Source organism: Micromonospora sp. NPDC047620 (genome assembly GCF_043205005.1).
Classification (GTDB): domain Bacteria; phylum Actinomycetota; class Actinomycetes; order Mycobacteriales; family Micromonosporaceae; genus Micromonospora.
This window is the reverse complement of record NZ_JBIDDG010000010.1, coordinates 35,090-57,120: the sequence shown is the minus strand read 5'-3', so window position 1 is coordinate 57,120 and position 22,031 is coordinate 35,090. Positions and strand designations below refer to the sequence as shown.

Genomic DNA, 22,031 nt, shown 5'->3' with positions numbered 1-22,031 from the left:
TGTGCCCTCGGATTGCGTGATAGGCCCGACATGTCGGGGCGGCAGGTGCAAGATCGCCGCGTCGTCGGCGGGGGCCGGGCTCGCGGTGCGTGGCTGCCCCGGCCGTGGCCTACGCGGTCGACGCACCTGACGAGGGATAGAGTCGCAGATCGACCAGTCGCGGTCGCCCGACCGCGCCACCCGTGGGGAGCAGTCAGTGAACGAGGCGCGGACACCCGAGGCTCGGGTCACCGGGGACCCGACACCGGCGGAGCCGGACACCACCCTGGTGGTGGTCACCGGCCTCTCCGGCGGTGGTCGCAGCACGGTCGCCCGGGCGCTGGAGAACGTCGGCTTCTACGTGGTGGACAACCTGCCCCAGGCGCTCATGCTCGACATGGCGGAGCTGGCGTTCAAGGCCGGCGGGGCGGCCCGGCGCACCGCGATGGTGCTGGACGTTCGCTCGCGCGCCTTCTCCACGGACCTGGCGGGGGCGATCCGGGAGCTGAAGGAGCGCGGCTTCTCACCCCGGGTGGTGTTCGTCGACGCCGACGACGAGGTGCTGATCCGGCGGTTCGAGAGCGTCCGCCGGTCGCACCCGTTGCAGGGCGACGGGCGGCTCGCCGACGGCATCGCGGTCGAGCGCGGCCTGCTGGAGGAGGCCCGCGACCAGGCCGACGTGATCATCGACACCAGCCACCTGAACGTCAACCAGCTCCGCCGCCGCATCGAGGAGCTGTTCGGCGGCGAGGACACCCGCCGGCTGCGGGTCACCGTGCTCTCCTTCGGCTTCAAGTACGGACTGCCGCCGGACGCCGACTTCGTGCTCGACGCCCGTTTCCTGCCCAACCCGTACTGGGTGCCCGAGCTGCGCGAGCACACCGGCCGGGAGGAGGCGGTCAGTTCGTACGTGCTGGGGCAGGAGGGCGCGGACGCCTTCGTCGCCTCGTACGCCGACCTGGTCAACGCCACCACCGCCGGCTTCGAGCGGGAGGGCAAGCGCTACCTGACCGTCGCGGTCGGCTGCACCGGCGGCAAGCACCGCAGCGTGGCCATCGCCGAGGAGTTGGCGGCCCGGCTGCGTCAGTCCGGCCTGGCCGCCAACGCCCAGCACCGCGACCTGGGGCGCGAGTGACGGCGACGCGGGTGGTCGCCTTCGGCGGCGGGCACGGCCTGTCCGCCTCGCTGCGCGCGTTGCGCCGCTGCGCCCCCGAACTGGACCTGGACATCACCGCGGTCGTCACCGTCGGCGACGACGGCGGCTCCAGCGGCCGGCTGCGCGCCGAGCGGGGCGGCCTGCCCCCGGGCGACCTGCGGCAGGCGTTGGTGGCGCTGGCCGGGGACCACCCCGCCACCCGGCGCAGCGCCGGCCTGTTCCAGCACCGCTTCGCCGAGGTGCCGCCGCCGGGCTCCGAGGACCCGGCCCCTGGGCGGGGCGACGGGCTGGCCGGGCACGCGGTGGGCAACCTCGTGCTCTGCGGGCTGATGGAGCTGCTCGGCGATCCGGTGGCCGCCCTGGAACACGCTGGCGCGATGCTCGGCGCGGTGGGCCGGGTGCTGCCGATGTCCTGCGAGCCGGTGGGCATCGAGGCGCGGGTGCGCGGCGCCGACCCGAGCCGGCCGCACGAGGTGCGTACGGTCACCGGCCAGCACCAGGTCGCGGTGACCACCGGCCGGGTGGAGTCGCTGCGGCTGACCCCGGGCGCCCCGCGGGCCTGCCCGCAGGCGGTCGCCGCGATCGGCGCGGCGGACTGGCTGATCTTCGGGCCCGGCAGCTGGTACACGAGCGTGCTGCCGCACCTGCTGGTGCCGGAGTTGGCCGCCGCCGTCGTCGCCAGCCCCGCGCGGCGGTTGGTGACGCTGAACCTCGCGTCGGAGAAGGAGACGCTCGGGCTCTCCCTGGCCGACCACCTGGCCGCGTTGCGCTGGTACCTGCCGGAGCTGAAGGTCGACCATGTGGTCGCCGATTCCAAGGCGGCGGGTGACCCCGAACCGGTCGAACGTGCGGCAGAATCGCTGGGTGCCCGCCTGGTCCTCGCTCCCGTCGCGGTCACCGACGGCACTCCCCGTCATGATCCGGCCGCCCTGGGCGCCGCACTGGTGCCTGTCCTGGGCGCCGATCGTTAGACACGTACGTAATCTCCGGCGACACGCCGGAACAGGTCCGTGAGGGGACGCACAATGGCGATGACGGCTGCGGTCAAGGACGAGCTGAGTCGGGTCGACGTGCCCAAGCCCTGCTGCCGGCGGGCGGAGATGGCGGCGCTGCTGCGCTTCGCCGGCGGGCTGCACATCGTCTCCGGCCGGGTGGTGGTGGAGGCCGAACTCGACACCGGGGCGGTGGCCCGGCGGCTGCGGCGGGAGATCGCCGAGGTCTACGGCTACCCCAGCGAGATCCACGTGCTGGCCTCCGGCGGCCTGCGCAAGGGCAGCCACTTCATCGTGCGGGTGGTCAAGGACGGCGAGGCCCTCGCGCGGCAGACGGGGCTGCTCGACGTCCGGGGCCGCCCGGTGCGGGGCCTGCCACCGCACGTCGTCGCCGCGAACGTCTGCTGCGCGGTGTCGGCCTGGCGGGGCGCGTTCATGGCGCACGGCTCGCTGACCGAGCCCGGCCGCTCCAGCGCGCTGGAGATCACCTGCCCCGGCCCCGAGTCGGCGCTGGCCCTGGTCGGCGCGGCCCGCCGGATCGGCATCACCGCCAAGAACCGCGAGGTGCGCGGGGTGGACCGGGTGGTGGTCAAGGACGGCGACGCGATCGCCGCGCTGCTCACCCGCATCGGTGCGCACTCCAGCGTGCTGGCCTGGGAGGAGCGCCGGGTCCGCCGCGAGGTCCGGGCCACGGCGAACCGGCTGGCCAACTTCGACGACGCCAACCTGCGCCGCTCGGCGCGCGCCGCGGTGGCCGCCGCCGCCCGGGTCACCCGGGCGCTGGAGATCCTCGCCGACGACGCCCCGAACCACCTGACCTCGGCCGGTCAGCTGCGCCTGGAGCACCGGCAGGCGTCGCTGGAGGAGCTGGGCGCGCTGGCCGACCCCCCGCTGACCAAGGACGCCATCGCCGGCCGGATCCGCCGGCTGCTGGCGCTGGCGGACAAGCGGGCCCGGGACCTTGGCATCCCGGATACGGAAGCGGCCGTCACGCCCGACATGCTCGTGGTCTGATAGGACGGTGAGGCGTCGCGCCGCGGACGGATCTCCACCCGCCGCAGCGCGGCGGCGCACGCTCGGATAGGGTCGCTGCGTACGGCAAGGGGGCCGGCACAGGCACTCCTCGCCGTGCACACCGCCTCGGGCGGTCAGGTCTCCACGACCGCGGCGGGGTGGCCGAGATGAACCGTCAACGGCCGGCTCCAACGGTCGGCGCACACCACTTCGCCGGCTGTGATCCCACGCCGGCGGACAGAACGCGAGGAGATGGGACCTGTGACCATCCGGGTTGGCATCAACGGCTTCGGCCGGATCGGCCGTAACTTCTTCCGGGCGGCGCTCGCCTCGGGCGCCGACATCCAGGTGGTGGCCGCGAACGACCTCGGCGACACCCCGACCACTGCGCACCTGCTCAAGTACGACACCATCCTCGGTCGGCTCCCGCACGAGGTCAAGGCGACCGCTGACGAGATCACCGTGGGCGGACAGACCGTGAAGGTGTTCGCGGAGCGGGACCCCGGCAATCTGCCCTGGGGGGACCTCGGCGTGGACGTGGTCATCGAGTCCACCGGCTTCTTCACCGACGCCACCAAGGCCAAGGCGCACATCGACGGCGGGGCCAAGAAGGTCATCATCTCCGCGCCAGCGAAGAACGAGGACGTCACGGTGGTGATGGGCGTCAACCACGAGCAGTACGACCCGGCCAAGCACACCATCATCTCCAACGCATCCTGCACCACCAACTGCCTCGCCCCGATGGCGAAGGTCCTGCACGACACGTTCGGCATCCAGCACGGTCTGATGACGACGATCCACGCGTACACCCAGGACCAGAACCTCCAGGACGCGCCGCACAAGGATCTGCGTCGGGCCCGCGCCGCCGCGCTGAACATCGTGCCGACCTCGACCGGCGCGGCGAAGGCGATCGGCCTGGTGCTGCCGGAGCTGAAGGGCAAGCTGGACGGCTACGCGCTGCGGGTGCCGATCCCGACCGGCTCGACCACCGACCTCACCGTCAACCTCAACCGGGAGACCACGGTCGACGAGGTCAACGCCGCGATGAAGGCGGCCGCCGACGGGCCGCTCAAGGGCGTCCTGGTCTACAACGAGGACCCGATCGTCTCCGCCGACATCGTCACCGACCCGGCGTCGTGCATCTTCGACGCGCCGCTGACCAAGGTCGTCGGCAACCAGGTCAAGGTCGTCGGCTGGTACGACAACGAGTGGGGCTACTCCAACCGCCTGGTCGACCTGGTCAAGCTGGTCGGTAGCTCGCTGTGAGCATCCGTACCCTCGACGACCTGCTCGCCGAGGGGGTGTCGGGTCGGCGCGTGCTGGTGCGCGCCGACCTGAACGTCCCGCTCGACAAGCAGACCGGTGACATCACGGACGACGGCCGCATCCGGGCCGTCCTGCCGACGCTGGGCGCGCTTGTCGAGGCCGGCGCGAAGGTGGTCGTCTGCTCGCACCTGGGCCGCCCGAAGGGCGCTCCTGACCCGCAGTTCAGCCTCCGTCCGGTCGCCGGGCGGCTCGGCGAGCTGCTCGGGTCGCGGGTGCACTTCGCCACCGACACCGTCGGCGAGTCCGCCCGCGCCGCCGTGGAGGCGCTGGCCGACGGCGAGGTGGCGCTGCTGGAGAACCTGCGCTTCAACAAGGGCGAGACCAGCAAGGACGACGCCGAGCGGGGCGCGTTCGCCGACCAGCTCGCCGCCCTCGGCGACGCGTACGTCGACGACGCGTTCGGCGCCGTGCACCGCAAGCACGCCAGCGTCCACGACGTGCCGGCGCGGCTGCCGCACGTCGCCGGCCGGCTGGTGCTGCGCGAGGTGGAGGTCCTCTCGAAGCTCACCGGCGAGCCGGAGCGGCCGTACGTGGTGGTGCTCGGCGGCTCGAAGGTCTCCGACAAGCTCGCCGTGATCGAGGCGCTGCTGCCGACGGTCGACCGGCTGCTCATCGGCGGCGGCATGTGCTTCACCTTCCTGAAGGCGCAGGGCCACGAGGTGGGCTCCTCGCTGCTGGAGGAGGAGATGGTGGAGACCTGCCGCAACCTGCTGGAGCGCTCCGGGAACAAGATCCTGCTCCCGGTCGACGTGGTGGCCGCGGACGCGTTCGCCCCGGACGCCGCGCACGACACCGTGCCGGCCGACGGCATTCCCAGCAAGCGGGTGGGTCTCGACATCGGGCCGGAGACGGTCGCCGGGTTCGCCGCCGCCCTCAAGGGCGCGCGGACGATCTTCTGGAACGGCCCGATGGGCGTGTTCGAGATGCCGGCGTTCGCCCACGGCACGCGCGGGGTCGCCGAGGCGATCGCGAAGGCCGACGCGTTCACTGTGGTCGGTGGCGGTGACTCGGCGGCGGCGGTCCGCGCGCTGGGGCTGGACGAGTCCGCTTTCGGGCACATCTCCACCGGCGGTGGCGCCTCTTTGGAATACCTGGAGGGCAAGACCCTCCCCGGCATCGCGGCTCTGGAGAACTGATGGCGAGCGCCACCCGCCGGCCCCTGATGGCCGGCAACTGGAAGATGAACCTCAACCACCTCGAGGCCAACCTGCTGGTGCAGAAGCTGGCGGCCAGCCTGACCGAGAAGCAGCTCACCGACGTGGAGACGGTGGTGCTGCCGCCGTTCACCGACCTGCGTACGGTGCAGACCGCCGTCGACGGCGACAAGCTGCTGCTCGGCTACGGCGCGCAGGACCTGTCGCCGCACGCGTCGGGGGCCTACACCGGCGACATCTCCGGCCCGATGCTGGCCAAGCTGGGCTGCACGTACGTGGTGGTCGGGCACTCGGAGCGGCGCGCCTACCACAACGAGGACGACGCGATCGTCAACGCCAAGGTGCAGGCGGCGCTGACCCACGGGCTCACCCCGATCCTCTGCGTCGGGGAGGGGCTCGACGTCCGGGACCGGGGCACCCACGTGGCGCACTGCAGCGACCAGCTCGACGGCGCCCTGAAGGGGCTGACCGCCGAGCAGGTGGCGAAGGTCGTGGTGGCGTACGAGCCGGTCTGGGCGATCGGCACGGGCAAGACGGCCACCCCGGAGGACGCGCAGGAGGTGTGCGAGGCGGTCCGCCAGCGGCTGGCCGAGTCCTTCGGCCAGGACGCCGCCGACCAGGTCCGGGTCCTCTACGGCGGCTCCGTCAAGTCCTCCAACGTCGCGGCGATCATGGCCAAGCCGGACGTCGACGGGGCGTTGGTGGGCGGTGCGAGCCTGGACGCCGAGGAGTTCGCGAAGATCTGCCGGTTCCCGGAGCACATCGCCCGCTGATCGCTCGCTATCCTTGACTCCGCCCGTCCGTCGGTCGGTGCCACCGTGCCCGATCTGCCCGGGCGAGGATCGTAACGAGAGGACTGACCCCAGCCATGCCGATCTGGTTCGCATACACGTTGATCGTGTTGCTGGTCATCACGAGCATCCTGCTGACCATGCTGATCCTGCTGCACCGCGGTAAGGGCGGCGGGTTGTCGAGCATGTTCGGTGGCGGCGTCAGCTCCAGCCTCGCCGGTTCGTCGGTGGCGGAGAAGAACCTGGACCGCTACACCGTCCTGGTGGGCATCGTCTGGTTCGCCTGCATCGTCGGGCTCGGGCTCTGGCTGCGCCTCCAGACGGCCAGCGGCGTCGTCTGAGCGCCGTCAAGTCGTACAATCTGCGCGCGGTCCGTCACTGACGGGCCGCGCGCAGTCCGTTTCACCCGCTGCACCGCGTCGCCCGCCGCCCCCTCCGCGGCGGTACCCCTCCCGACGACAGGAGCGAGCAGCCGTGTCGAGTGGCAACGTCATCCGGGGCACCCGCATCGGGTCCACCGCCGAGCGCTACCAGCCCGTCCCGTGCCGGGCGGTCACCTACTGGTGCCGCAACGACCACCACACCGAGATCCGCATCGCCGCCGACGCCGAGGTCCCTGAGGTGTGGGACTGCCCGCGGTGCGGCCTCCCCGCCGGGCAGGACGCGCAGAACCCGCCGGGCCGGGCCCGGCCGGAGCCCTACAAGACCCACCTGGCGTACGTGAAGGAGCGGCGCACCGCCGAGGAGGGCGCGGCAATCCTCGCCGAGGCCCTCGCCGACCTGCGCCGCCGCCGCGGCCGTACCGCCGCGCTGTAAGGAAGGGCCCCTTGTTAACGCATAGCGTTAACAAGGGGCCCTTCCTTACACGATCAGCGCAGGCTGCGCAGGCGGGTCGGCACGTCGGCCGCCGCTGCCCGGTCCAGCAGCCAGAGCGTACGACCCGTACCCTGCACGCCGGCCGCCGGGAGTTGCACCGGCCCCGCCCCGGCCAGCGCCATGCCGACCGCCCGGGCCTTGTCGGCGCCGCTGGCCACCAACCAGACCTCCTCGGCGGTGTTGATCGCCGGGAGGGTCAGGGTGGTCCGCACCGGCGGGGGCTTCGGGCTGCCCCGGACGGCGTTGACCGGCCGGGTGTCGTGGTGCACCGGGTGCTCCGGGAACACCGACGCCACGTGCCCGTCCTCGCCGACGCCCAGCATCAGCACGTCGAAGTGGGGGAGCGCGGCGTGGCCGGGACGCGCCGCCCGGGCCAACTCCTCGGCGTAGCGGGCAGCCGCCTCCTCCGGATCCGGCCCGGCCGGCCCGTCGGAGGCGGGCATCGGGTGGACCCGGGCCGGGTCCAGCGGCACCACGTCCAGCAGGGCCGCCCGGGCCTGCGTCTCGTTGCGCTCCGGGTCGCCGGCGGGCAGGAACCGCTCGTCGCCCCACCAGACGTCCACCCGGGACCATTCCACGGCGTCGCGGGCCGGCAGCGCCGCCACCGCCCGGTACACCGCCGCGGCTATCCGCCCGCCGGTCAGCACCACCGACGCCTGGCCCCGCTCGGCCTGCGCGTCGAGCAGCTTGACCACCAACCGGGCGGCCACCGCCTGGGCCAGCAGGTCGGCGTCGGCGTGGACGGCGACACTCGCCTCACTCATCTGATGTGCCTTCGTTTCTCCGGCCGCCGCGCGGTCGGTGTTCCTCGTGCGCCCGGCAGTCGGGCGCTCAGTGCTGGGCGCTCGTTCCCGCGTGCGCGGTCACCCCCGCCTCGGCCCGCTGCGCGGTGGCCGGGTCCTTCCAGACGTGCACCCGCTGCGCCGGGCGCTGGTCCAGGCCGGTCAGGCCGGCCGTGGTGCCCAGCGCCTCCGCGTACACCTGGTCGGCGTCGAGCCGGCGAAGCTCCTCGGCCAGCTCGTCGCCGAGCGGCCGGCGGACGAGCGGCAGGTGCCGGTCCTCCTGGCCGGTACGCCGGAACGTCGCCACGCTGTCCTCCCGGGTCAGCGTCAGCTCGTCGCCGTTGGCGCAGCGCAGCTGCACCTCCCGCATGCGGGGGAATTCGTCGGTGCGCTGCCACACCGGGTCGATGCCGAGCCGGGCGGCCAGCCAGCCCCGCATCAGCGCGGCGGTGGGGTCGGAGGCCGGGGCGACCACGGTCGCCTCGGTCACCCGCGCCTGGGTGGTGTCGAACGCCCCGGCCACCAGCGTGCGCCACGGGGTGATCCGGGTCCACGCCAGGTCGGTGTCGCCCGGCGCGTAGTCCCGGGCCCGCTGGCGCAGCGCCTCGATCGGGTCGGCGGCTTGCGCGGCGTCGGTGATCCGCCGGTCGGCCACGACGCCGAGGAAGTCGGTGGCGATCTCGGCCGGCGGCTCGCCGTGCCACCACGTCACCACCGGCACGTCCGGCACCAGCAGCGGCATCACCACCGACTCGGCGTGCAGGGCGAGCCGCCCGTACATCCGGGTGACCACCGCCTCGCAGGGGCCGAGCCGACCGCCGACGACGATCTCCGCGTCGAGGCGGTTGCGCTCCCGCTCGACGTCGGAGCGGACCACCACCACCAGCCGGCAGGGGTGGGCGGCGGCCGCTATCGTGGCCGCCGCCTCCGCCTCGCGGACCCGTTTCTCGTCCACCACCACGATCAGGGTGAGCGCCATGCCGCTGGCCACCCCGCCGGCGCTGCGCCGTTCGGCGGCGAGCGCCTTGACCACCTCGTTGCCGGTGGTGTCCCACAGGCCGATCACTGGAGCCTCCTGGTTGACTCGCTGGGCTTGCTCACGCTCTGCGCCAGGCCCGACCCTCGCGGGCCAGCATCTCGTCGGCGGCGCGGGGCCCCCACTCACCGGCCCGGTACGGCTCCGGCTTCGTGCCCGCCCACGCGTGCTCCAGCGGGTCCACCACCTGCCAGCTCTGCTCGACCTCGGCGGCGTCCGGGAAGAGGGTGCGGTCACCGATGAGCACGTCCAGCACCAGCCGCTCGTACGCCTCGGGGCTGGACTCGGTGAACGCCTCGCCGTACTGGAAGTCCATCGCGATGTCGCGGACCTCCATCGTGGTGCCGGGCACCTTCGAGCCGAACTTGAGCACCACGCCCTCGTCGGGCTGCACCCGGATGACGAGTTGGTTGTTGCCCAGCGACTCCATGTCGGCGGCGTTGAACGGCAGGTGCGGCGCCTTCTTGAACATGATGGCGACCTCGGTGACGCGGCGCGGCAGCCGTTTGCCGGCCCGGATGTAGAACGGCACCTCCGCCCAGCGGCGGTTCTGGATGCCGAGCCGGACCGCCACGTACGTCTCGGTGGTCGAGTCCTCCGGGACGCCCTCCTCCTCCAGGTAGCCGACCGCGCGCTGGCCGCCCACCCAGCCGGGCAGGTACTGGCCGCGGACGGTGCCCTCCGCGATGTCCTTGGGCAGGGTGATCGCCCGCAGCACCTTGAGCTTCTCGGTGCGGATCTCGTCCGCGTCGAAGCTCGTCGGCTCCTCCATCGCCACCAGCGCCAGCAGTTGGAGCAGGTGGTTCTGGAGCACGTCCCGGGCCGCGCCGGCCGAATCGTAGAAGCCGGCGCGGGTGCCGATGCCGACGTCCTCGGCCATGGTGATCTGCACCGAGTCGACGTACTTGGAGTTCCACAGCGGCTCGAACAGGTTGTTGGCGAACCGCAGGGCGAGGATGTTCTGGACGGTCTCCTTGCCCAGGTAGTGGTCGATGCGGAAGACGTCCTTGCGGGTGAAGACGTCGTCGACCAGGTCGTTGAGCGCCTTCGCCGAGGGCAGATCGTGCCCGAACGGCTTCTCCACCACCACCCGGCGCCAGCCGCCGGACTTGGCGTTGTCGGCCATCCCCGTGCGGGCCAGCTGCTTGAGCACCACGGGGAACGCCGCCGGGGGGATGGAGAAGTAGAAGGCGGCGTTGCCCGGGATGCCGTGCGTCCGGCGCAGCTCGTCGAGGGTGGCGGCGAGGTGGTCGAACGCGGCGTCGTCGTCGAACGAGCCGCCCACGAACTTGATGTTGCCGACCAGCCGCGCCCACACCTCCTCCCGCCAGGGGGTGCGGGCGTGCTTCTTGGCGGCCTCGTGGGCCAGTGACTCGAAGTCGCCGTCGCCCCAGTCCCGACGGGCGAAACCCAGGACGACGAAGCCCGGGGGCAGCAGCCCCCGGTTCGCCAGGTCGTACACCGCCGGAAGGAGTTTCTTGCGGGCCAGGTCGCCGGTGACGCCGAAGATCACCAGGGCGCACGGCTCCGGGATCCTCGGCAGCCGGCGGTCCTGCGGGTCGCGCAGCGGGTTCACGCCGCCTCCTCGCTCGGCATCGTCCATGGTCCTCATCGTCACGCCCGCAGCAACCCGACCGCATCGAGCAGCTGGGCCACGCCCGCGGACCGGTCGGTCAGGTGCAGCCGCACCAGGGGGCGCTCCCGCCCGGCCAGGGCCTGCCGGTCGCCGGCGGCCTGCGCCGCCTGCAGCTCCCCGAAGGTGTACGGCTTGCCGGGCACCGGCAGGTCGTCGGCGACCGCGCCGGTGAGCTGGAGGTAGCTGCCGACCTGCGGGCCGCCCTTGTGGTACTGGCCGGTGGAGTGCAGGAACCGCGGCCCCCAGCCGAAGGTGACCGGCCGGCCGGAGGCCCCGGCCAGCAGCGGCCGCAGCCGGGCCGCGTCGGCGTCGGCGAACCGGTCGAGGTACGCCATCACCGCGAGGTAACCGTCGCCGCCCAGCCCGTCGACCAGCCAGCGGAGCACGCCGGCCAGGTCGCCCGGGGCGCCCTGCGGCGCGTACACCTCGATCGCGCCCTCGGTGAACGACGGCGTCTCCGCCGGCGGACCCGAGGCGAGGATCTTGTTGGTGTTCTCCTTGGACTCGGTGACGTTGGGCTGGTTGAACGGGTCGATGCCGAGCACCACACCGGCGATCGCGGTGGCGTACTCCCAGGCCAGGAACTGCGCGCCGAGCGGGCCGTTGACCGCCACGTCCGGGCCGGTGCCGCCGCCCGGGACGGCTCCGGTGGCCAGCGCGCCGCCGTAGGTCACGGTGAGCACGTCGGCGCCGCCGGCGCCGGGGCTCTCCGGGGACTCCACGACGACCGGGAGGATGCCGATGCCGGACTTGCCGGTGGACTCGGCGATGAGCTGCTCCGCCCAGTCGCCGAGGCCGTCGATGCCGGTGCCGTCGGAGACCAGGGCGACCTTGTCCCGGCCCATGGTGGCCGCCGCCCCGAGGGCGGCGCCCAGGGCCAGGCCCGGGTTGTCCCGGTCGCCGCCCAGCGACCGGGACAGCGCGTCCGCCTCGTCGAGCAGTTCGGCCACCTCGACGCCGGCCAGCGCCGACGGGACCAGCCCGAACGCGGTCAGCGCCGAGTAGCGGCCGCCCACGTTCGGGTCGGCCAGCACGGTGAAGGCGCCCATCTCGGCGGCGGTGGCCTCCAGCGGCGAACCGGGGTCGGTGACGATGACGAAGTGCCGGCCGGCCTCCGCCTCGGTCATCCCGGCGTCCAGGAACGCCTGCCAGTAGGCCCGGCGGTGGCTGTCGGTCTCCACCGTCGAGCCCGACTTGCTGGCCACCACGACCACGGTGCGCTCCAGCCGGTCGGCCAGCGCCGCCCGGACCTGCCCCGGGTCGGTGGTGTCGAGCACGGTCAGCTGCTTGCCGAGGGTGCGCGCGATGACCTCCGGGGCCAGCGACGAGCCGCCCATGCCGGCGAGCACCACGTGGTCCAGGTCGGCCAGCTCCGCCGTCAGCTCGGCGAGCTGGGGGAGCAGCTCGCGGCTGCGCTGATGGGTGTCCACCCAGCCGAGGCGGATCTTCGCCTCGGCCTCGGCGTCCGGGCCCCACAGGGTCGGGTCCTTCTCCGCCAGCCTGCCCGGCACGCCGGCCCGGAGCAGCGCGTCGCGGGTGGAGGCGGGGGCCGACTTGTCGACGGTGTCGGCCCCGTGCACGGCGAGCCCGGCGGCCGCCTCGACCGGCCCGGCGAGCAAATCGCTCACGCCGCCACCTCGCTCCGCTCGGCGGCGGCGCGAGGCGCCACGCTGCTGTGCCTGATGGTTCGCTCGCTCACGCGTTGCCTCCCGCCTGCTGCGCGGCCCGCGCGTTGCCCTTCGCGGCGTCGCCCGGGTGGCCGGCGCCCTTGCCCGCGGCGGCCAGCGACTTGCGCACGCCGTCGAGCAGCTCCAGCCAGCTGGCCTCGAACTTCTCCACGCCCTCGCGCTCCAGGGTGGCGATCACGTCGGCCATGTCGACCCCGACCGACTCCAGGTCCGCGAAGACCTTGCGGGCCTCGTCGTACGAGCCGGTGATGGTGTCGCCGCGGGTCTCGCCGTGGTCGGCGTACGCGTGGATGACCGGCTCCGGCATGGTGTTGACGGTGCCGGGCGCGACCAACTCCTCCACGTAGATGACGTCCCGGTAGTCCGGGTTCTTGGTGGAGGTGGACGCCCACAGCGGCCGCTGCGGGTGTGCGCCGGCGTCGGCGAGGGCCTGCCAGCGGTCGGAGGAGAAGACCGTGCCGTAGCGCTCGTACGCCAGCTTGGCGTTGGCGATGGCGGCCTTGCCGCGCAGCGCCTTGGCCTCGGCGGAGCCGAGCTTCTCCAGCCGCTTGTCGACCTCGGTGTCGACGCGGGAGACGAAGAACGACGCCACGGACCCGATCTTGGACAGGTCGTGGCCGTTCGCCTTCGCCTGCTCCAGGCCGGCCAGGAACGCGTCCATCACCTGGGAGTAGCGGTCCAGCCCGAAGATCAGCGTGACGTTGACGCTGATCCCCTGGGCCAGGGTGGCGGTGATCGCCGGCAGGCCCGCCTCGGTGGCCGGGATCTTGATGAAGAGGTTGGGGCGGTCGATCAGCCACCACAGCGCCCCGGCCTCGGCGACGGTCTTCTCGGTCTCGTGGGCCAGCCGCGGGTCCACCTCGATGGAGACCCGGCCGTCCACCCCCGCGGTCGCGTCGTACGCCGGCCGCATCACGTCACAGGCCCACCGCACGTCGTACGTGGTGAGCATGCGGACGGCCTCCTCGACGTCCACCCCACGGATGGCGAGGTCCTTCAGTTGCCAGTCGTACTCGTCCGCGTCGCTCAGCGCCTTCGCGAAGATGGTCGGGTTGGAGGTCACCCCGACCAGGTGCTTCTCGCGGCGCAACTGGTCCAGCCCGCCGGAGCTGAGTCGCGTCCGGGAGAGATCGTCGAGCCAGATCGCCACACCCGCGGCGCTGAGCTCGCCCAGCCTGTCCTTCGTCATGCCGTCCACGCTCCCCTCAGTTGCCGGTCGTGAAACCGGTGATGTCGCCCACCCGGGTGAGCGCCGCGTGCGCGGCGGCCACGATCCGGTCGGGGGTGAACCCGAACTGTTCGAAGAGCATGGAGTGCGGGGCGCTGGCGCCGTAGTGCTCCAGGCTGACGCTCTCGCCGCAGTCGCCGACGAGGTGCCGCCAGGACATGGCGATGCCCGCCTCCACGCTCACCCGTGCCTTTACCCCGCGTGGCAGCACCGACTCCCGGTACGCCTCGTCCTGCTCGGCGAACCACTCCTGGCAGGGCATCGAGACGACCCGGGTGGGGGTGCCGTCGGCCTCCAGCCGCTCCCGCGCGGTCAGGCAGAGCCGCACCTCGGAACCGGTGCCGACGAGGATCACCTGCGGCTTGCCGGTGGACGCCTCGGCGAGTACGTAGCCGCCCTTCGCCACGCCCTCGGCGCCGGCCAGCGCCGACCGGTCGAAGGTCGGCAGCGCCTGGCGGCTGAGCGCCAGCGCGGTCGGCCGGTCGGTGTGCTCCAGCGCGCACCGCCAGGCCCAGGCGGTCTCGTTGGCGTCGGCCGGGCGGACCACGTCCAGGCCGGGGATGGCGCGCAGCGCGGTCAGGTGCTCCACCGGCTGGTGCGTGGGGCCGTCCTCGCCGAGGCCGATCGAGTCGTGCGTCCAGACGTAGACCACCGGCAGCTTCATCAGCGCGGCGAGCCGCACGGAGGGGCGCATGTAGTCGCTGAACACCAGGAAGGTGCCGCCGTACGGGCGGGTGCCGCCGTGCAGGGCGATGCCGTTGAGGATCGCGCCCATGGCGTGCTCGCGGATGCCGAAGTGCAGCGTGCGGCCGTACTCGTGGCCCGGGAACTCCTTGGTGGCCCAGGCGGCCGGGATGAAGGAGGGCTCGCCCTTCATGGTGGTGTTGTTGCTATCGGCCAGGTCGGCCGAGCCGCCCCACAGCTCGGGCAGCACCGGGGCGAGCGCCTCCAGGACCTTGCCGGAGGCGGCCCGGGTGGCGATGCCCTTGGCGTCGGCCGGGAACTCGGGCAGGGCCTCGGCCCAGCCGTCCGGCAGCACGCGGCCGGCCATCCGGTCGTAGAGCGCCCGGCGCTCCGGGTTGGTCTTCGACCATCCGTCGAACGCCGCGGTCCACTCCTGCTGGGCGCGGGCGCCCCGCTCCATCACCAGGCGGGCGTGCGCGAGCACCTTCTCGTCGACCTCGAAGGACTGCGCCGGGTCGAAGCCGAGGATCTGCTTGGTGGCGGCCACCTCGTCGCCGCCGAGCGCGGAGCCGTGGATCTTGCCGGTGTTCTTCTTGTTGGGCGCGGGCCAGCCGATGATGGTGCGCAGCGCGATGAAGGAGGGGCGGCCGGTTTCGGCCTTCGCCGCCAGCAGCGCCTGGTAGAGGGCTTCCACGTCCTCGTGGTAGTCGCCCTGGTCGGCGTCGCCGGTGCGCCAGTCGACCGTCTGCACGTGCCAGCCGTACGCCTCGTAGCGGGCCGCGACGTCCTCGCTCATGGCGATCCGGGTGTCGTCCTCGATGGAGATCTCGTTGTCGTCGTAGATCACCGTGAGGTTGCCGAGCTGCTGGTGCCCGGCGAGCGCGCTGGCCTCGTGGGTGATGCCCTCCTCGATGTCGCCGTCGGAGGCGATGCACCAGATGTCGTGGTCGAAGACCGACGCGCCCGGCTCGCCCTCCGGGTCGAACAGACCACGCTCGCGGCGGGCGGCCATCGCCATCCCGACCGCGTTGCCGAGGCCCTGGCCGAGCGGGCCGGTGGTGGTCTCGACGCCCGGGGTGTGGCCGTGCTCGGGGTGGCCCGGGGTGAGCGAGCCCCACTGCCGCAGCGACTTGAGGTCGTCGAGGCTGAGCGGGTAGCCGGCGAGGAAGAGCTGGATGTAGAGGGTGAGGCTGGAGTGGCCCGCCGAGAGCACGAACCGGTCCCGGCCGGGCCAGTTCGGGTCGGCCGGGTTGTGCCGCATGACCCGGTTGAAGAGCAGGTAGGCCGCGGGCGCGAGGCTCATCGCGGTGCCCGGGTGGCCGTTGCCGGATTTCTCCACGGCGTCCATGGCCAGCACGCGGACGGTGTCGACGGCCCGGCGGTCGAGGTCGGACCAGTTCAGTGCGGGGTGCTCGGGTCGGTTGGCAGCCACGATGGTTGTGCTCCTCGGCAGATGGGCGGAACCCTCAGCGATGACCCTATCGAGCGGTCCTAAACGTCCGCCCGGGGATCTCTGCATGCAGGTCTGTGCGCGTCCGGGAGGATCGGTGGTTCGATCGGGGGTGTGACGGCCCGCACCGTTGTCGGGTCGCCCGGGCAGCCAAAACGACAGCGCGTAGTCTGTGGTGCGGTGTGTGGCCCGAGTCGGGTCAGACCGATCCGACCTCCCCTGCCGACGCCGGAAGGTGGCAATCCGTGAGCATGATCACCGAGCGCCCCGTCAGCAACTCTGCCGGGAAGCCACCGGTGCGCGCGGCGGCGGAGGCCCCGGGGGTCGGTCGCCGGGACGTCCGCGCGGTGGTCTCGGCGTACGTGACGCTGACCAAGCCGCGGATCGTGGAGCTGCTCCTGGTCACCACCGTGCCGGCGATGATGCTCGCGGACGGCGGCATGCCGTCGCTCTGGCTGATGGCCGTGGTGCTGGTCGGCGGCTCGCTCGCCGCGGGCGCGGCCAGCGTCATCAACTGCTACATCGACCGGGACATCGACGAGCTGATGCGGCGCACCAAGCGCCGCCCGCTGCCGGCGCACACCGTGTCGCCGCGCAACGCGCTGATCTTCGGGCTGGTGCTGGCGGTGGTGTCGGTCGCGCTGATGGCGGCCTTCACCAACCTGCTGGCCGCCGGTCTCACCCTGGCCGCGATCGCCTACTACGACCTCGTCTACACCCTGTGGCTCAAGCGCACCACGACGGCTAACACGTTCTGGGGCGGCGCCTGCGGGGCGGCGCCGGTGCTGATCGGCTGGGCGGCGGTGACCGGGTCGTTGGCGCCCGCCGCGTGGGCGCTGTTCGCGGTGGTCTTCTTCTGGCAGATGCCGCACTTCTACCCGCTGGCGATGAAGTACAAGGACGACTACGCCCGGGCCGGCATCCCGATGCTGCCGGTGGTGGCCTCCGCCCGCCGGGTCAACGCCGAGATCATCATTTTCGCGTGGCTCACCGTGGCCTCCTCGCTGGCGGTGTGGCCGCTGGGGATGAGCGCGATCTACGGCGTGCCCACCCTGGTGGTCGGCGGCATCTTCCTGGTGGAGGCGCACCGGCTGGCCCGTCGGGTCTCGCGGGGCCAGGCCGTCAAGCCGATGCGGCTGTTCCACTGGTCGACGACCTACCTGACGATCCTCTTCGCCGCCGTCGCGCTCGACGCGCTGATCTGACCCCGGGCGGTTATCGCGCACCCCCGCCGGCGAGTGCGTTCGCTGGCGGCGCGCCGGGTGTGGGCACGTTGTGCGGTAAGTCAGCATCGTGTATGCCTTGTCCGGGTTTCTTGTTACATCCGTGACAGCGTGGGTATCGGTCCGAACGGTTCGGCATGCCCCAGGCGGGCCGGGTTTGCGGCGGAGCTTTGCGGTGATAAGTCCGGATAAAATCGGGCGATTCACCTGTGGCCCTCCTTAAACCTACAGGTAATTGGCATCACAAAAGCTTCATGGTTCTCGCCCGCCCGGATGGAAGTCTGCTTACGCTTCGCGTCATGGCAGATGGTTCCGATACGACGCTGACGGCCGAACAGACCGCCGAACAGGCCCCCCAGGGCCTGGTCGCGGGCATCAAGTCGTTCGCCGCCGGACACGGCGGGGCGAAGGCGGTCATCGAGTACGTCGGCAAGCGCGGCGCGCGCATCGTTCTCGTGGGCGAGGACGGGGTGTGGGGCGACCAGTTCGCGGACGACACCGTCGTCGCGCGGCACGCCTGCGCGAAGGCGGGAGTCACCGTCGAGAACGCCTGGGAGCGTGAACTCATGGACCAGATGCGTCCGAGCAACGACCTCTGGCGGTCGATGGCCCGGCGCTCGATGGCCCGTTGACATAAATTGACCAACCACCACCAGTCGACCCGGGGGGAACCCCGGGTCGCTCTCGTCACCTGTGCCGAACTGCCCGCCCTCGAAGCCGACGACCGGCTGGTGCTCGACCCGCTCGCGCGCCGCGGCGTGACCGCGGAACCGGTGGTCTGGGACGACCCCACCGCCGACTGGGCCGGCTACGACCTGGCCGTGCTCCGCTCGCCGTGGGACTACATGCCCCGCCGCGACGAGTTCGTCGCCTGGGCGACCGTCGTCCCGGCCCTGGCCAACCCGGCCGACGTGGTCCGCTGGAACACCGACAAGCGGTACCTCGCCGAGCTCTCCGCCGCGGGCGTGCCGACCGTCCCCACGACCTGGGTGGAGCCGGGGGAGAGCTGGCAGCCGCCCGCCGACTCCGGCGAGTACGTGCTCAAACCGTCGATCAGCGCGGGCAGCCAGGACACCGGCCGGTACGACCTGGCCGATCCGGAGCACCGGGAACTGGCCGTCGCGCACGTGCGGCGGCTCGCGGCGGCCGGCCGCGTGACCATGGTCCAGCCGTACCTGGCCGCCGTCGACACCGCCGGTGAGACGGCGCTGCTCTTCCTGGCCGGCCCGGACGGCTTGGCGTACAGTCACGCGATCCGCAAGGGCCCCATGCTCACCGGGCCGGACCTGGGCGTGGAGGGGCTCTACAAGCCCGAGGAGATCACGCCGCGGACGGCCACCCCGGAGCAGCTGGCGGTGGCGGATCGGGCCCTCGCGGCGGTGCCCGGCGGGCCGGAGCGGCTGCTCTACGCCCGGGTCGACCTGATCCCGGGCCCGGACGGCGCCTCGATCCTGGTCGAGCTGGAACTCACCGAGCCGTCGCTGTTCCTCGGGTACGCCGAGGGCGCCGCCGACCGCCTGGCCGGCGCGATCCTGACCCACCTGGGCCGCCCACCACGCTGACCCGGCGCCGGGCGCCGCCACGCTGCGGACCGCCCGGCGCCCGGGCCGTCAGGGTCCGCGCGGTGCGGCACATCCCGCCCGCCGTCGGTGGATGTCGCCGTCGGTCGCCGTCGGTCGCCGTCGGGCGCCGCCTGACGCCCGTCAGGCGGCGACGGGGACGGCGTCCTCGGCGGGGGAGGGGTCCGGGGTCGGTGCGACGGGACGGCGTTCGCGGGTGGCCCACTGGACCGAGAGGGTCGCCAGCAGGACCAGGCAGGAGCCGAGCATGTGCGCGCCCACCAGCAGCGCGGGCAGGTTGGTGAAGTACTGCACGAAGCCGATCAGACCCTGACCCAGCTCCACCGCGACCAGCACCAGGGCGGCCCGTGCGGCCCGTGCCGCGCCGACCGCGCGGAACGCGAAGACCAGCGCCACGGAGAGGCCGATGAGCAGGAAGACGCTGTCGGCGTGCACCTGGGCGATCGACTCCGGGTCGAGGCCGTTGCGGGCCGCGCCGTGGTCGCCCGCGTGCGGCCCGCTGCCGGTCACCCAGGTGCCGATCACCAACACGGCCGCGCTGACCACGGTGGTGATCACCGCCAGGGTCCGCAGCGGCGCCGGCACCACGGCCACCGCCGGGCCGACCGGGTCCCCGATCCGCCGCCACAGCGCGTACGCGGCCGCGATCACGGCCATCGAGGCGAGGAAGTGCAGGCCCACCACCCACGGGTTGAGGTCGGTGAGCACGGTGATGCCGCCGACGACCGCCTGGGCCGGGATGCCGAAGAGCACGGCGACCGCGAGGGGGAGCAACTCCCGGCGGCGGGGGCGTTGCAGCAGCACGGCCACCAGCACCGCCAGCGCGATGACGCCGACCGCGAAGGTGAGCAGACGGTTGCCGAACTCGATCGCCCCGTTGATGCCCATCTCGGCGGTTGCCACGTACGACTCGTCCGTGCACCGGGGCCAGGTGGGGCAGCCGAGGCCGGACTGGGTGAGCCGGACCGCCCCGCCGGTGACGACGATGCCCACGTTCGCGATGATCGAGGCGAGCGCGAGACGGCGCAGCAGGGCGGTGGAGACCGGGAACCGGACGGATGGAGTCACGGCGCAAATCCTACGCACCGTAGTGATCGAGGTTCGTGCGACTCCGCTGGCGCGGTGGTTCGGATCACCGGGACCCGGGTTTGCGACCCCCCGACGAATTACGTAACGTGGGCGTTGTGAAAAACGCGGCGGCGCTCTCCGGGCACCAGCCGGCGGCCGCCCCGGCCGCCGGTCAGTCCGTGTCCGCCGGCGACCTTTCCACCCGGGACCGGGTCACCCACCTGTTGCTGGAGCGGGGGGCGACCACCGCCGCGCAGCTCGGCTCGGCGCTCGGGCTCAGCCCGGCCGCGATCCGGCGCCACCTCGACGCGATGCTCGCCGACGGTGACGTGGTCGCCCGCGACCAGACGGTCCGCGGCCACCGGGGCCGGGGCCGCCCGGCGAAGGTGTTCCTGCTGACCGACGCGGCCCGGGTCCGCTGCGGCACCCACCACTACGACAACATGGCCACCGCCGCGCTGCGCTGGATCGCGCGCAACGGCGGCGCCGAGGCGGTCGAGGCGTTCGCCGCCGACCAGGTCGCCGCCCTGGAGGCCCGCTGCCGGGCCGCCATGGAGGACGCCGGCGACAACCCCCTCGCGCGGGCCGAGGCGCTCGCGGGCGCGCTGACCGCCGAGGGCTACGCTGCCAACGCGTCCACGATCGCCTCCGGCGGCCAACTCTGTCAGCACCACTGCCCGGTGGCGCACGTGGCCGCCGAGTTCCCCCAGCTGTGCGAGGCCGAGACCGCGGTGATCTCCCGCCTGGTCGGCACCCACGTGCAGCGCCTGGCCACCATCGCGCACGGCGACGGGGTGTGCACCACGCACATCCCCACCCAGCCGCGCATGTCCGGTAACACCGTCACCACTGTGAGGACAGATAGATGACCGAGCAGATCGTCCAGCCCCTGACCCAGGAAGAGCAGCTCGCCGCCCTGGGTCGCTACGAGTACGGCTGGGCCGACCCCGACGTCGCCGGGGCGGTCGCCCAGCGCGGCCTCAACGAGGCGGTGGTGCGGGACATCTCGGCCAAGAAGAACGAGCCCGCCTGGATGCTCGACCTGCGGCTGAAGGGCCTGCGGCTGTTCGGCCGCAAGCCCATGCCGGCCTGGGGCGCCGACCTCACCGGGATCGACTTCGACAACATCAAGTACTTCGTCCGGTCCACGGAGAAGCAGGCCACCAGCTGGGAGGACCTGCCCGAGGACATCAAGAACACCTACGACAAGCTGGGCATCCCCGAGGCGGAGAAGCAGCGGCTGATCGCGGGTGTCGCGGCGCAGTACGAGTCCGAGGTCGTCTACCACAAGATCCGTGAGGACCTGGAGGAGCAGGGCGTCGTCTTCCTCGACACCGACACCGCCCTCAAGGAGCACGAGGACCTGTTCAAGGAGTACTTCGGCACCGTCATCCCGGTCGGTGACAACAAGTTCGCCGCGCTGAACACCTCCGTCTGGTCCGGCGGCTCGTTCATCTACGTGCCGAAGGGTGTGCACGTGGAGATCCCGCTGCAGGCCTACTTCCGGATCAACACCGAGAACATGGGTCAGTTCGAGCGGACGCTGATCATCGTCGACGAGGGTGCGTACGTGCACTACGTCGAGGGCTGCACCGCGCCGATCTACTCCTCGGACTCGCTGCACAGCGCCGTGGTGGAGATCATCGTCAAGAAGAACGCCCGGTGCCGCTACACGACCATCCAGAACTGGTCGAACAACGTCTACAACCTGGTCACCAAGCGCGCCGTGTGCCACGAGGGCGCGACCATGGAGTGGATCGACGGCAACATCGGCTCCAAGGTCACCATGAAGTACCCGGCGGTCTACATGACCGGCGAGCACGCCAAGGGCGAGGTGCTCTCGGTGGCCATGGCCGGCGAGGGCCAGCACCAGGACGCCGGCGCCAAGATGGTGCACGCCGCGCCGCACACCTCCTCCACCATCGTCTCCAAGTCGATCGCCCGGGGCGGCGGCCGCACCTCGTACCGCGGCCTGGTGCAGGTGCTGGAGGGCTCGACCAACAGCCGCAGCACGGTCAAGTGCGACGCGCTGCTCGTCGACACCATCTCCCGCTCCGACACCTACCCGTACGTCGACATCCGTGAGGACGACGTGTCGATGGGGCACGAGGCCACCGTCTCCAAGGTCAGCGAGGACCAGCTCTTCTACCTGATGAGCCGGGGCCTGAGCGAGGACGAGGCGATGGCGATGATCGTGCGCGGCTTCATCGAGCCGATCGCCAAGGAGCTCCCGATGGAGTACGCCCTGGAGCTCAACCGCCTGATCGAGCTGCAGATGGAGGGCGCGGTCGGCTGACGCCGCCGTGGGCGGGCCGGTCCGCCGGCCCGCCGCCCCAGCTCACCACACCGTCGTCGCGAAACAGACCAA

At 72.4% G+C, this 22,031-nt stretch carries 20 protein-coding genes; 13 read left to right on the top strand and 7 right to left on the bottom strand.

Going from position 1 to position 22,031, the window contains the following annotated elements; genetic code table 11:
- Positions 1-196 precede the first annotated feature (196 nt).
- The 8 genes from rapZ (at position 197) to ACGF5C_RS14175 (ending at position 7,228) form a co-directional block, all read left to right on the top strand.
- Positions 197-1,114: an RNase adapter RapZ gene (rapZ, locus tag ACGF5C_RS14210; protein ID WP_393301227.1), complete on the top strand. Its 918-nt coding sequence runs from the start codon at positions 197-199 to the stop codon at positions 1,112-1,114.
- The gene (yvcK, locus tag ACGF5C_RS14205; protein ID WP_393301224.1) at positions 1,111-2,106 is read left to right on the top strand and encodes a uridine diphosphate-N-acetylglucosamine-binding protein YvcK; all 996 of its coding nucleotides are present in this window, start codon (positions 1,111-1,113) and stop codon (positions 2,104-2,106) included. Before rapZ ends, yvcK begins: the two co-directional genes overlap by 4 nt.
- Positions 2,107-2,160: 54 nt before the next feature.
- On the top strand, positions 2,161-3,141 hold the full coding sequence (gene whiA, locus ACGF5C_RS14200; protein WP_067304387.1) for a DNA-binding protein WhiA: 981 nt from the start codon (positions 2,161-2,163) through the stop codon (positions 3,139-3,141).
- Between the two features lie 261 nt (positions 3,142-3,402).
- Positions 3,403-4,407 carry a type I glyceraldehyde-3-phosphate dehydrogenase gene (gap, locus tag ACGF5C_RS14195; RefSeq protein ID WP_393301221.1) on the top strand — a complete coding sequence of 335 codons (1,005 nt, stop codon included), beginning with the start codon at positions 3,403-3,405 and terminating at the stop codon, positions 4,405-4,407.
- Positions 4,404-5,603 carry a phosphoglycerate kinase gene (locus tag ACGF5C_RS14190; protein ID WP_393301218.1) on the top strand — a complete coding sequence of 400 codons (1,200 nt, stop codon included), beginning with the start codon at positions 4,404-4,406 and terminating at the stop codon, positions 5,601-5,603. Before gap ends, ACGF5C_RS14190 begins: the two co-directional genes overlap by 4 nt.
- A complete protein-coding gene (tpiA, locus tag ACGF5C_RS14185; RefSeq protein WP_393301215.1) occupies positions 5,603-6,394 on the top strand; it encodes a triose-phosphate isomerase in 792 nt (263 codons plus the stop codon). Before ACGF5C_RS14190 ends, tpiA begins: the two co-directional genes overlap by 1 nt.
- Before the next feature lie 95 nt (positions 6,395-6,489).
- Positions 6,490-6,753, top strand: coding sequence for a preprotein translocase subunit SecG (secG, locus tag ACGF5C_RS14180; RefSeq protein WP_091105184.1), 264 nt, complete (start codon positions 6,490-6,492; stop codon positions 6,751-6,753).
- 133 nt (positions 6,754-6,886) lie between these two features.
- Positions 6,887-7,228 carry an RNA polymerase-binding protein RbpA gene (locus ACGF5C_RS14175; RefSeq protein ID WP_393301211.1) on the top strand — a complete coding sequence of 114 codons (342 nt, stop codon included), beginning with the start codon at positions 6,887-6,889 and terminating at the stop codon, positions 7,226-7,228.
- Between the two features lie 53 nt (positions 7,229-7,281).
- On the opposite strand, the gene pgl is transcribed toward ACGF5C_RS14175, so the two are convergent.
- The 6 genes from pgl to tkt all read right to left on the bottom strand — a co-directional run bounded on the left by pgl (position 7,282) and on the right by tkt (position 15,774).
- Positions 7,282-8,052 (bottom strand): 6-phosphogluconolactonase, encoded by a 771-nt coding sequence (gene pgl, locus ACGF5C_RS14170; RefSeq protein ID WP_393301208.1) that lies wholly within the window; start codon positions 8,050-8,052, stop codon positions 7,282-7,284.
- 67 nt (positions 8,053-8,119) lie between these two features.
- Positions 8,120-9,136, bottom strand: a complete 1,017-nt coding sequence (locus tag ACGF5C_RS14165) for a glucose-6-phosphate dehydrogenase assembly protein OpcA (RefSeq protein ID WP_393301205.1) — start codon at positions 9,134-9,136, stop codon at positions 8,120-8,122.
- A 31-nt stretch (positions 9,137-9,167) separates the two neighbouring features.
- Positions 9,168-10,709, bottom strand: a complete 1,542-nt coding sequence (zwf, locus tag ACGF5C_RS14160; protein ID WP_393301202.1) for a glucose-6-phosphate dehydrogenase — start codon at positions 10,707-10,709, stop codon at positions 9,168-9,170.
- 11 nt (positions 10,710-10,720) lie between these two features.
- Positions 10,721-12,370 carry a glucose-6-phosphate isomerase gene (locus ACGF5C_RS14155; RefSeq protein WP_393301199.1) on the bottom strand — a complete coding sequence of 550 codons (1,650 nt, stop codon included), beginning with the start codon at positions 12,368-12,370 and terminating at the stop codon, positions 10,721-10,723.
- A gap of 67 nt (positions 12,371-12,437) precedes the next feature.
- Complete coding sequence (tal, locus tag ACGF5C_RS14150; RefSeq protein WP_393301196.1) at positions 12,438-13,619, bottom strand: transaldolase; 1,182 nt, start codon at positions 13,617-13,619, stop codon at positions 12,438-12,440.
- Positions 13,620-13,635: 16 nt separating this feature from the next.
- A complete protein-coding gene (gene tkt, locus ACGF5C_RS14145) occupies positions 13,636-15,774 on the bottom strand; it encodes a transketolase (protein WP_393301193.1) in 2,139 nt (712 codons plus the stop codon).
- A 263-nt stretch (positions 15,775-16,037) separates the two neighbouring features.
- On the opposite strand from tkt, the gene ACGF5C_RS14140 reads away from it, so the two are divergent.
- The 3 genes from ACGF5C_RS14140 (at position 16,038) to ACGF5C_RS14130 (ending at position 18,577) form a co-directional block, all read left to right on the top strand.
- Positions 16,038-16,997, top strand: coding sequence for a heme o synthase (locus ACGF5C_RS14140; protein WP_393301190.1), 960 nt, complete (start codon positions 16,038-16,040; stop codon positions 16,995-16,997).
- A 317-nt stretch (positions 16,998-17,314) separates the two neighbouring features.
- Entirely contained in the window at positions 17,315-17,647 is a 333-nt protein-coding gene (locus ACGF5C_RS14135) for a hypothetical protein (protein WP_393301187.1), read from the top strand.
- A gap of 6 nt (positions 17,648-17,653) precedes the next feature.
- Complete coding sequence (locus ACGF5C_RS14130; protein ID WP_393301184.1) at positions 17,654-18,577, top strand: RimK family alpha-L-glutamate ligase; 924 nt, start codon at positions 17,654-17,656, stop codon at positions 18,575-18,577.
- 141 nt (positions 18,578-18,718) lie between these two features.
- On the opposite strand, the gene ACGF5C_RS14125 is transcribed toward ACGF5C_RS14130, so the two are convergent.
- Positions 18,719-19,681 carry a heme A synthase gene (locus ACGF5C_RS14125; RefSeq protein WP_393301181.1) on the bottom strand — a complete coding sequence of 321 codons (963 nt, stop codon included), beginning with the start codon at positions 19,679-19,681 and terminating at the stop codon, positions 18,719-18,721.
- Positions 19,682-19,779: 98 nt separating this feature from the next.
- Between ACGF5C_RS14125 and ACGF5C_RS14120 the strand changes: the two genes are divergently transcribed.
- Together ACGF5C_RS14120 and sufB are read left to right on the top strand one after the other, a co-directional pair.
- Positions 19,780-20,532, top strand: coding sequence for a helix-turn-helix transcriptional regulator (locus ACGF5C_RS14120; RefSeq protein WP_393301178.1), 753 nt, complete (start codon positions 19,780-19,782; stop codon positions 20,530-20,532).
- Complete coding sequence (sufB, locus tag ACGF5C_RS14115) at positions 20,529-21,959, top strand: Fe-S cluster assembly protein SufB (RefSeq protein ID WP_357465121.1); 1,431 nt, start codon at positions 20,529-20,531, stop codon at positions 21,957-21,959. The genes ACGF5C_RS14120 and sufB overlap by 4 nt, the downstream gene beginning before the upstream one ends.
- Positions 21,960-22,031 lie beyond the last annotated feature (72 nt).

Coding starts and splice junctions, on each gene's coding strand:
- whiA (WP_067304387.1), top strand. CDS start 2,161: ATGGCGATGACGGCTGCGGTCAAGGACGAGCTGAGTCGGGTCGACGTG.
- tpiA (WP_393301215.1), top strand. CDS start 5,603: ATGGCGAGCGCCACCCGCCGGCCCCTGATGGCCGGCAACTGGAAGATG.
- secG (WP_091105184.1), top strand. CDS start 6,490: ATGCCGATCTGGTTCGCATACACGTTGATCGTGTTGCTGGTCATCACG.
- pgl (WP_393301208.1), bottom strand. CDS start 8,052: ATGAGTGAGGCGAGTGTCGCCGTCCACGCCGACGCCGACCTGCTGGCC.
- zwf (WP_393301202.1), bottom strand. CDS start 10,709: ATGGACGATGCCGAGCGAGGAGGCGGCGTGAACCCGCTGCGCGACCCG.
- tal (WP_393301196.1), bottom strand. CDS start 13,619: ATGACGAAGGACAGGCTGGGCGAGCTCAGCGCCGCGGGTGTGGCGATC.
- ACGF5C_RS14135 (WP_393301187.1), top strand. CDS start 17,315: ATGGCAGATGGTTCCGATACGACGCTGACGGCCGAACAGACCGCCGAA.
- sufB (WP_357465121.1), top strand. CDS start 20,529: ATGACCGAGCAGATCGTCCAGCCCCTGACCCAGGAAGAGCAGCTCGCC.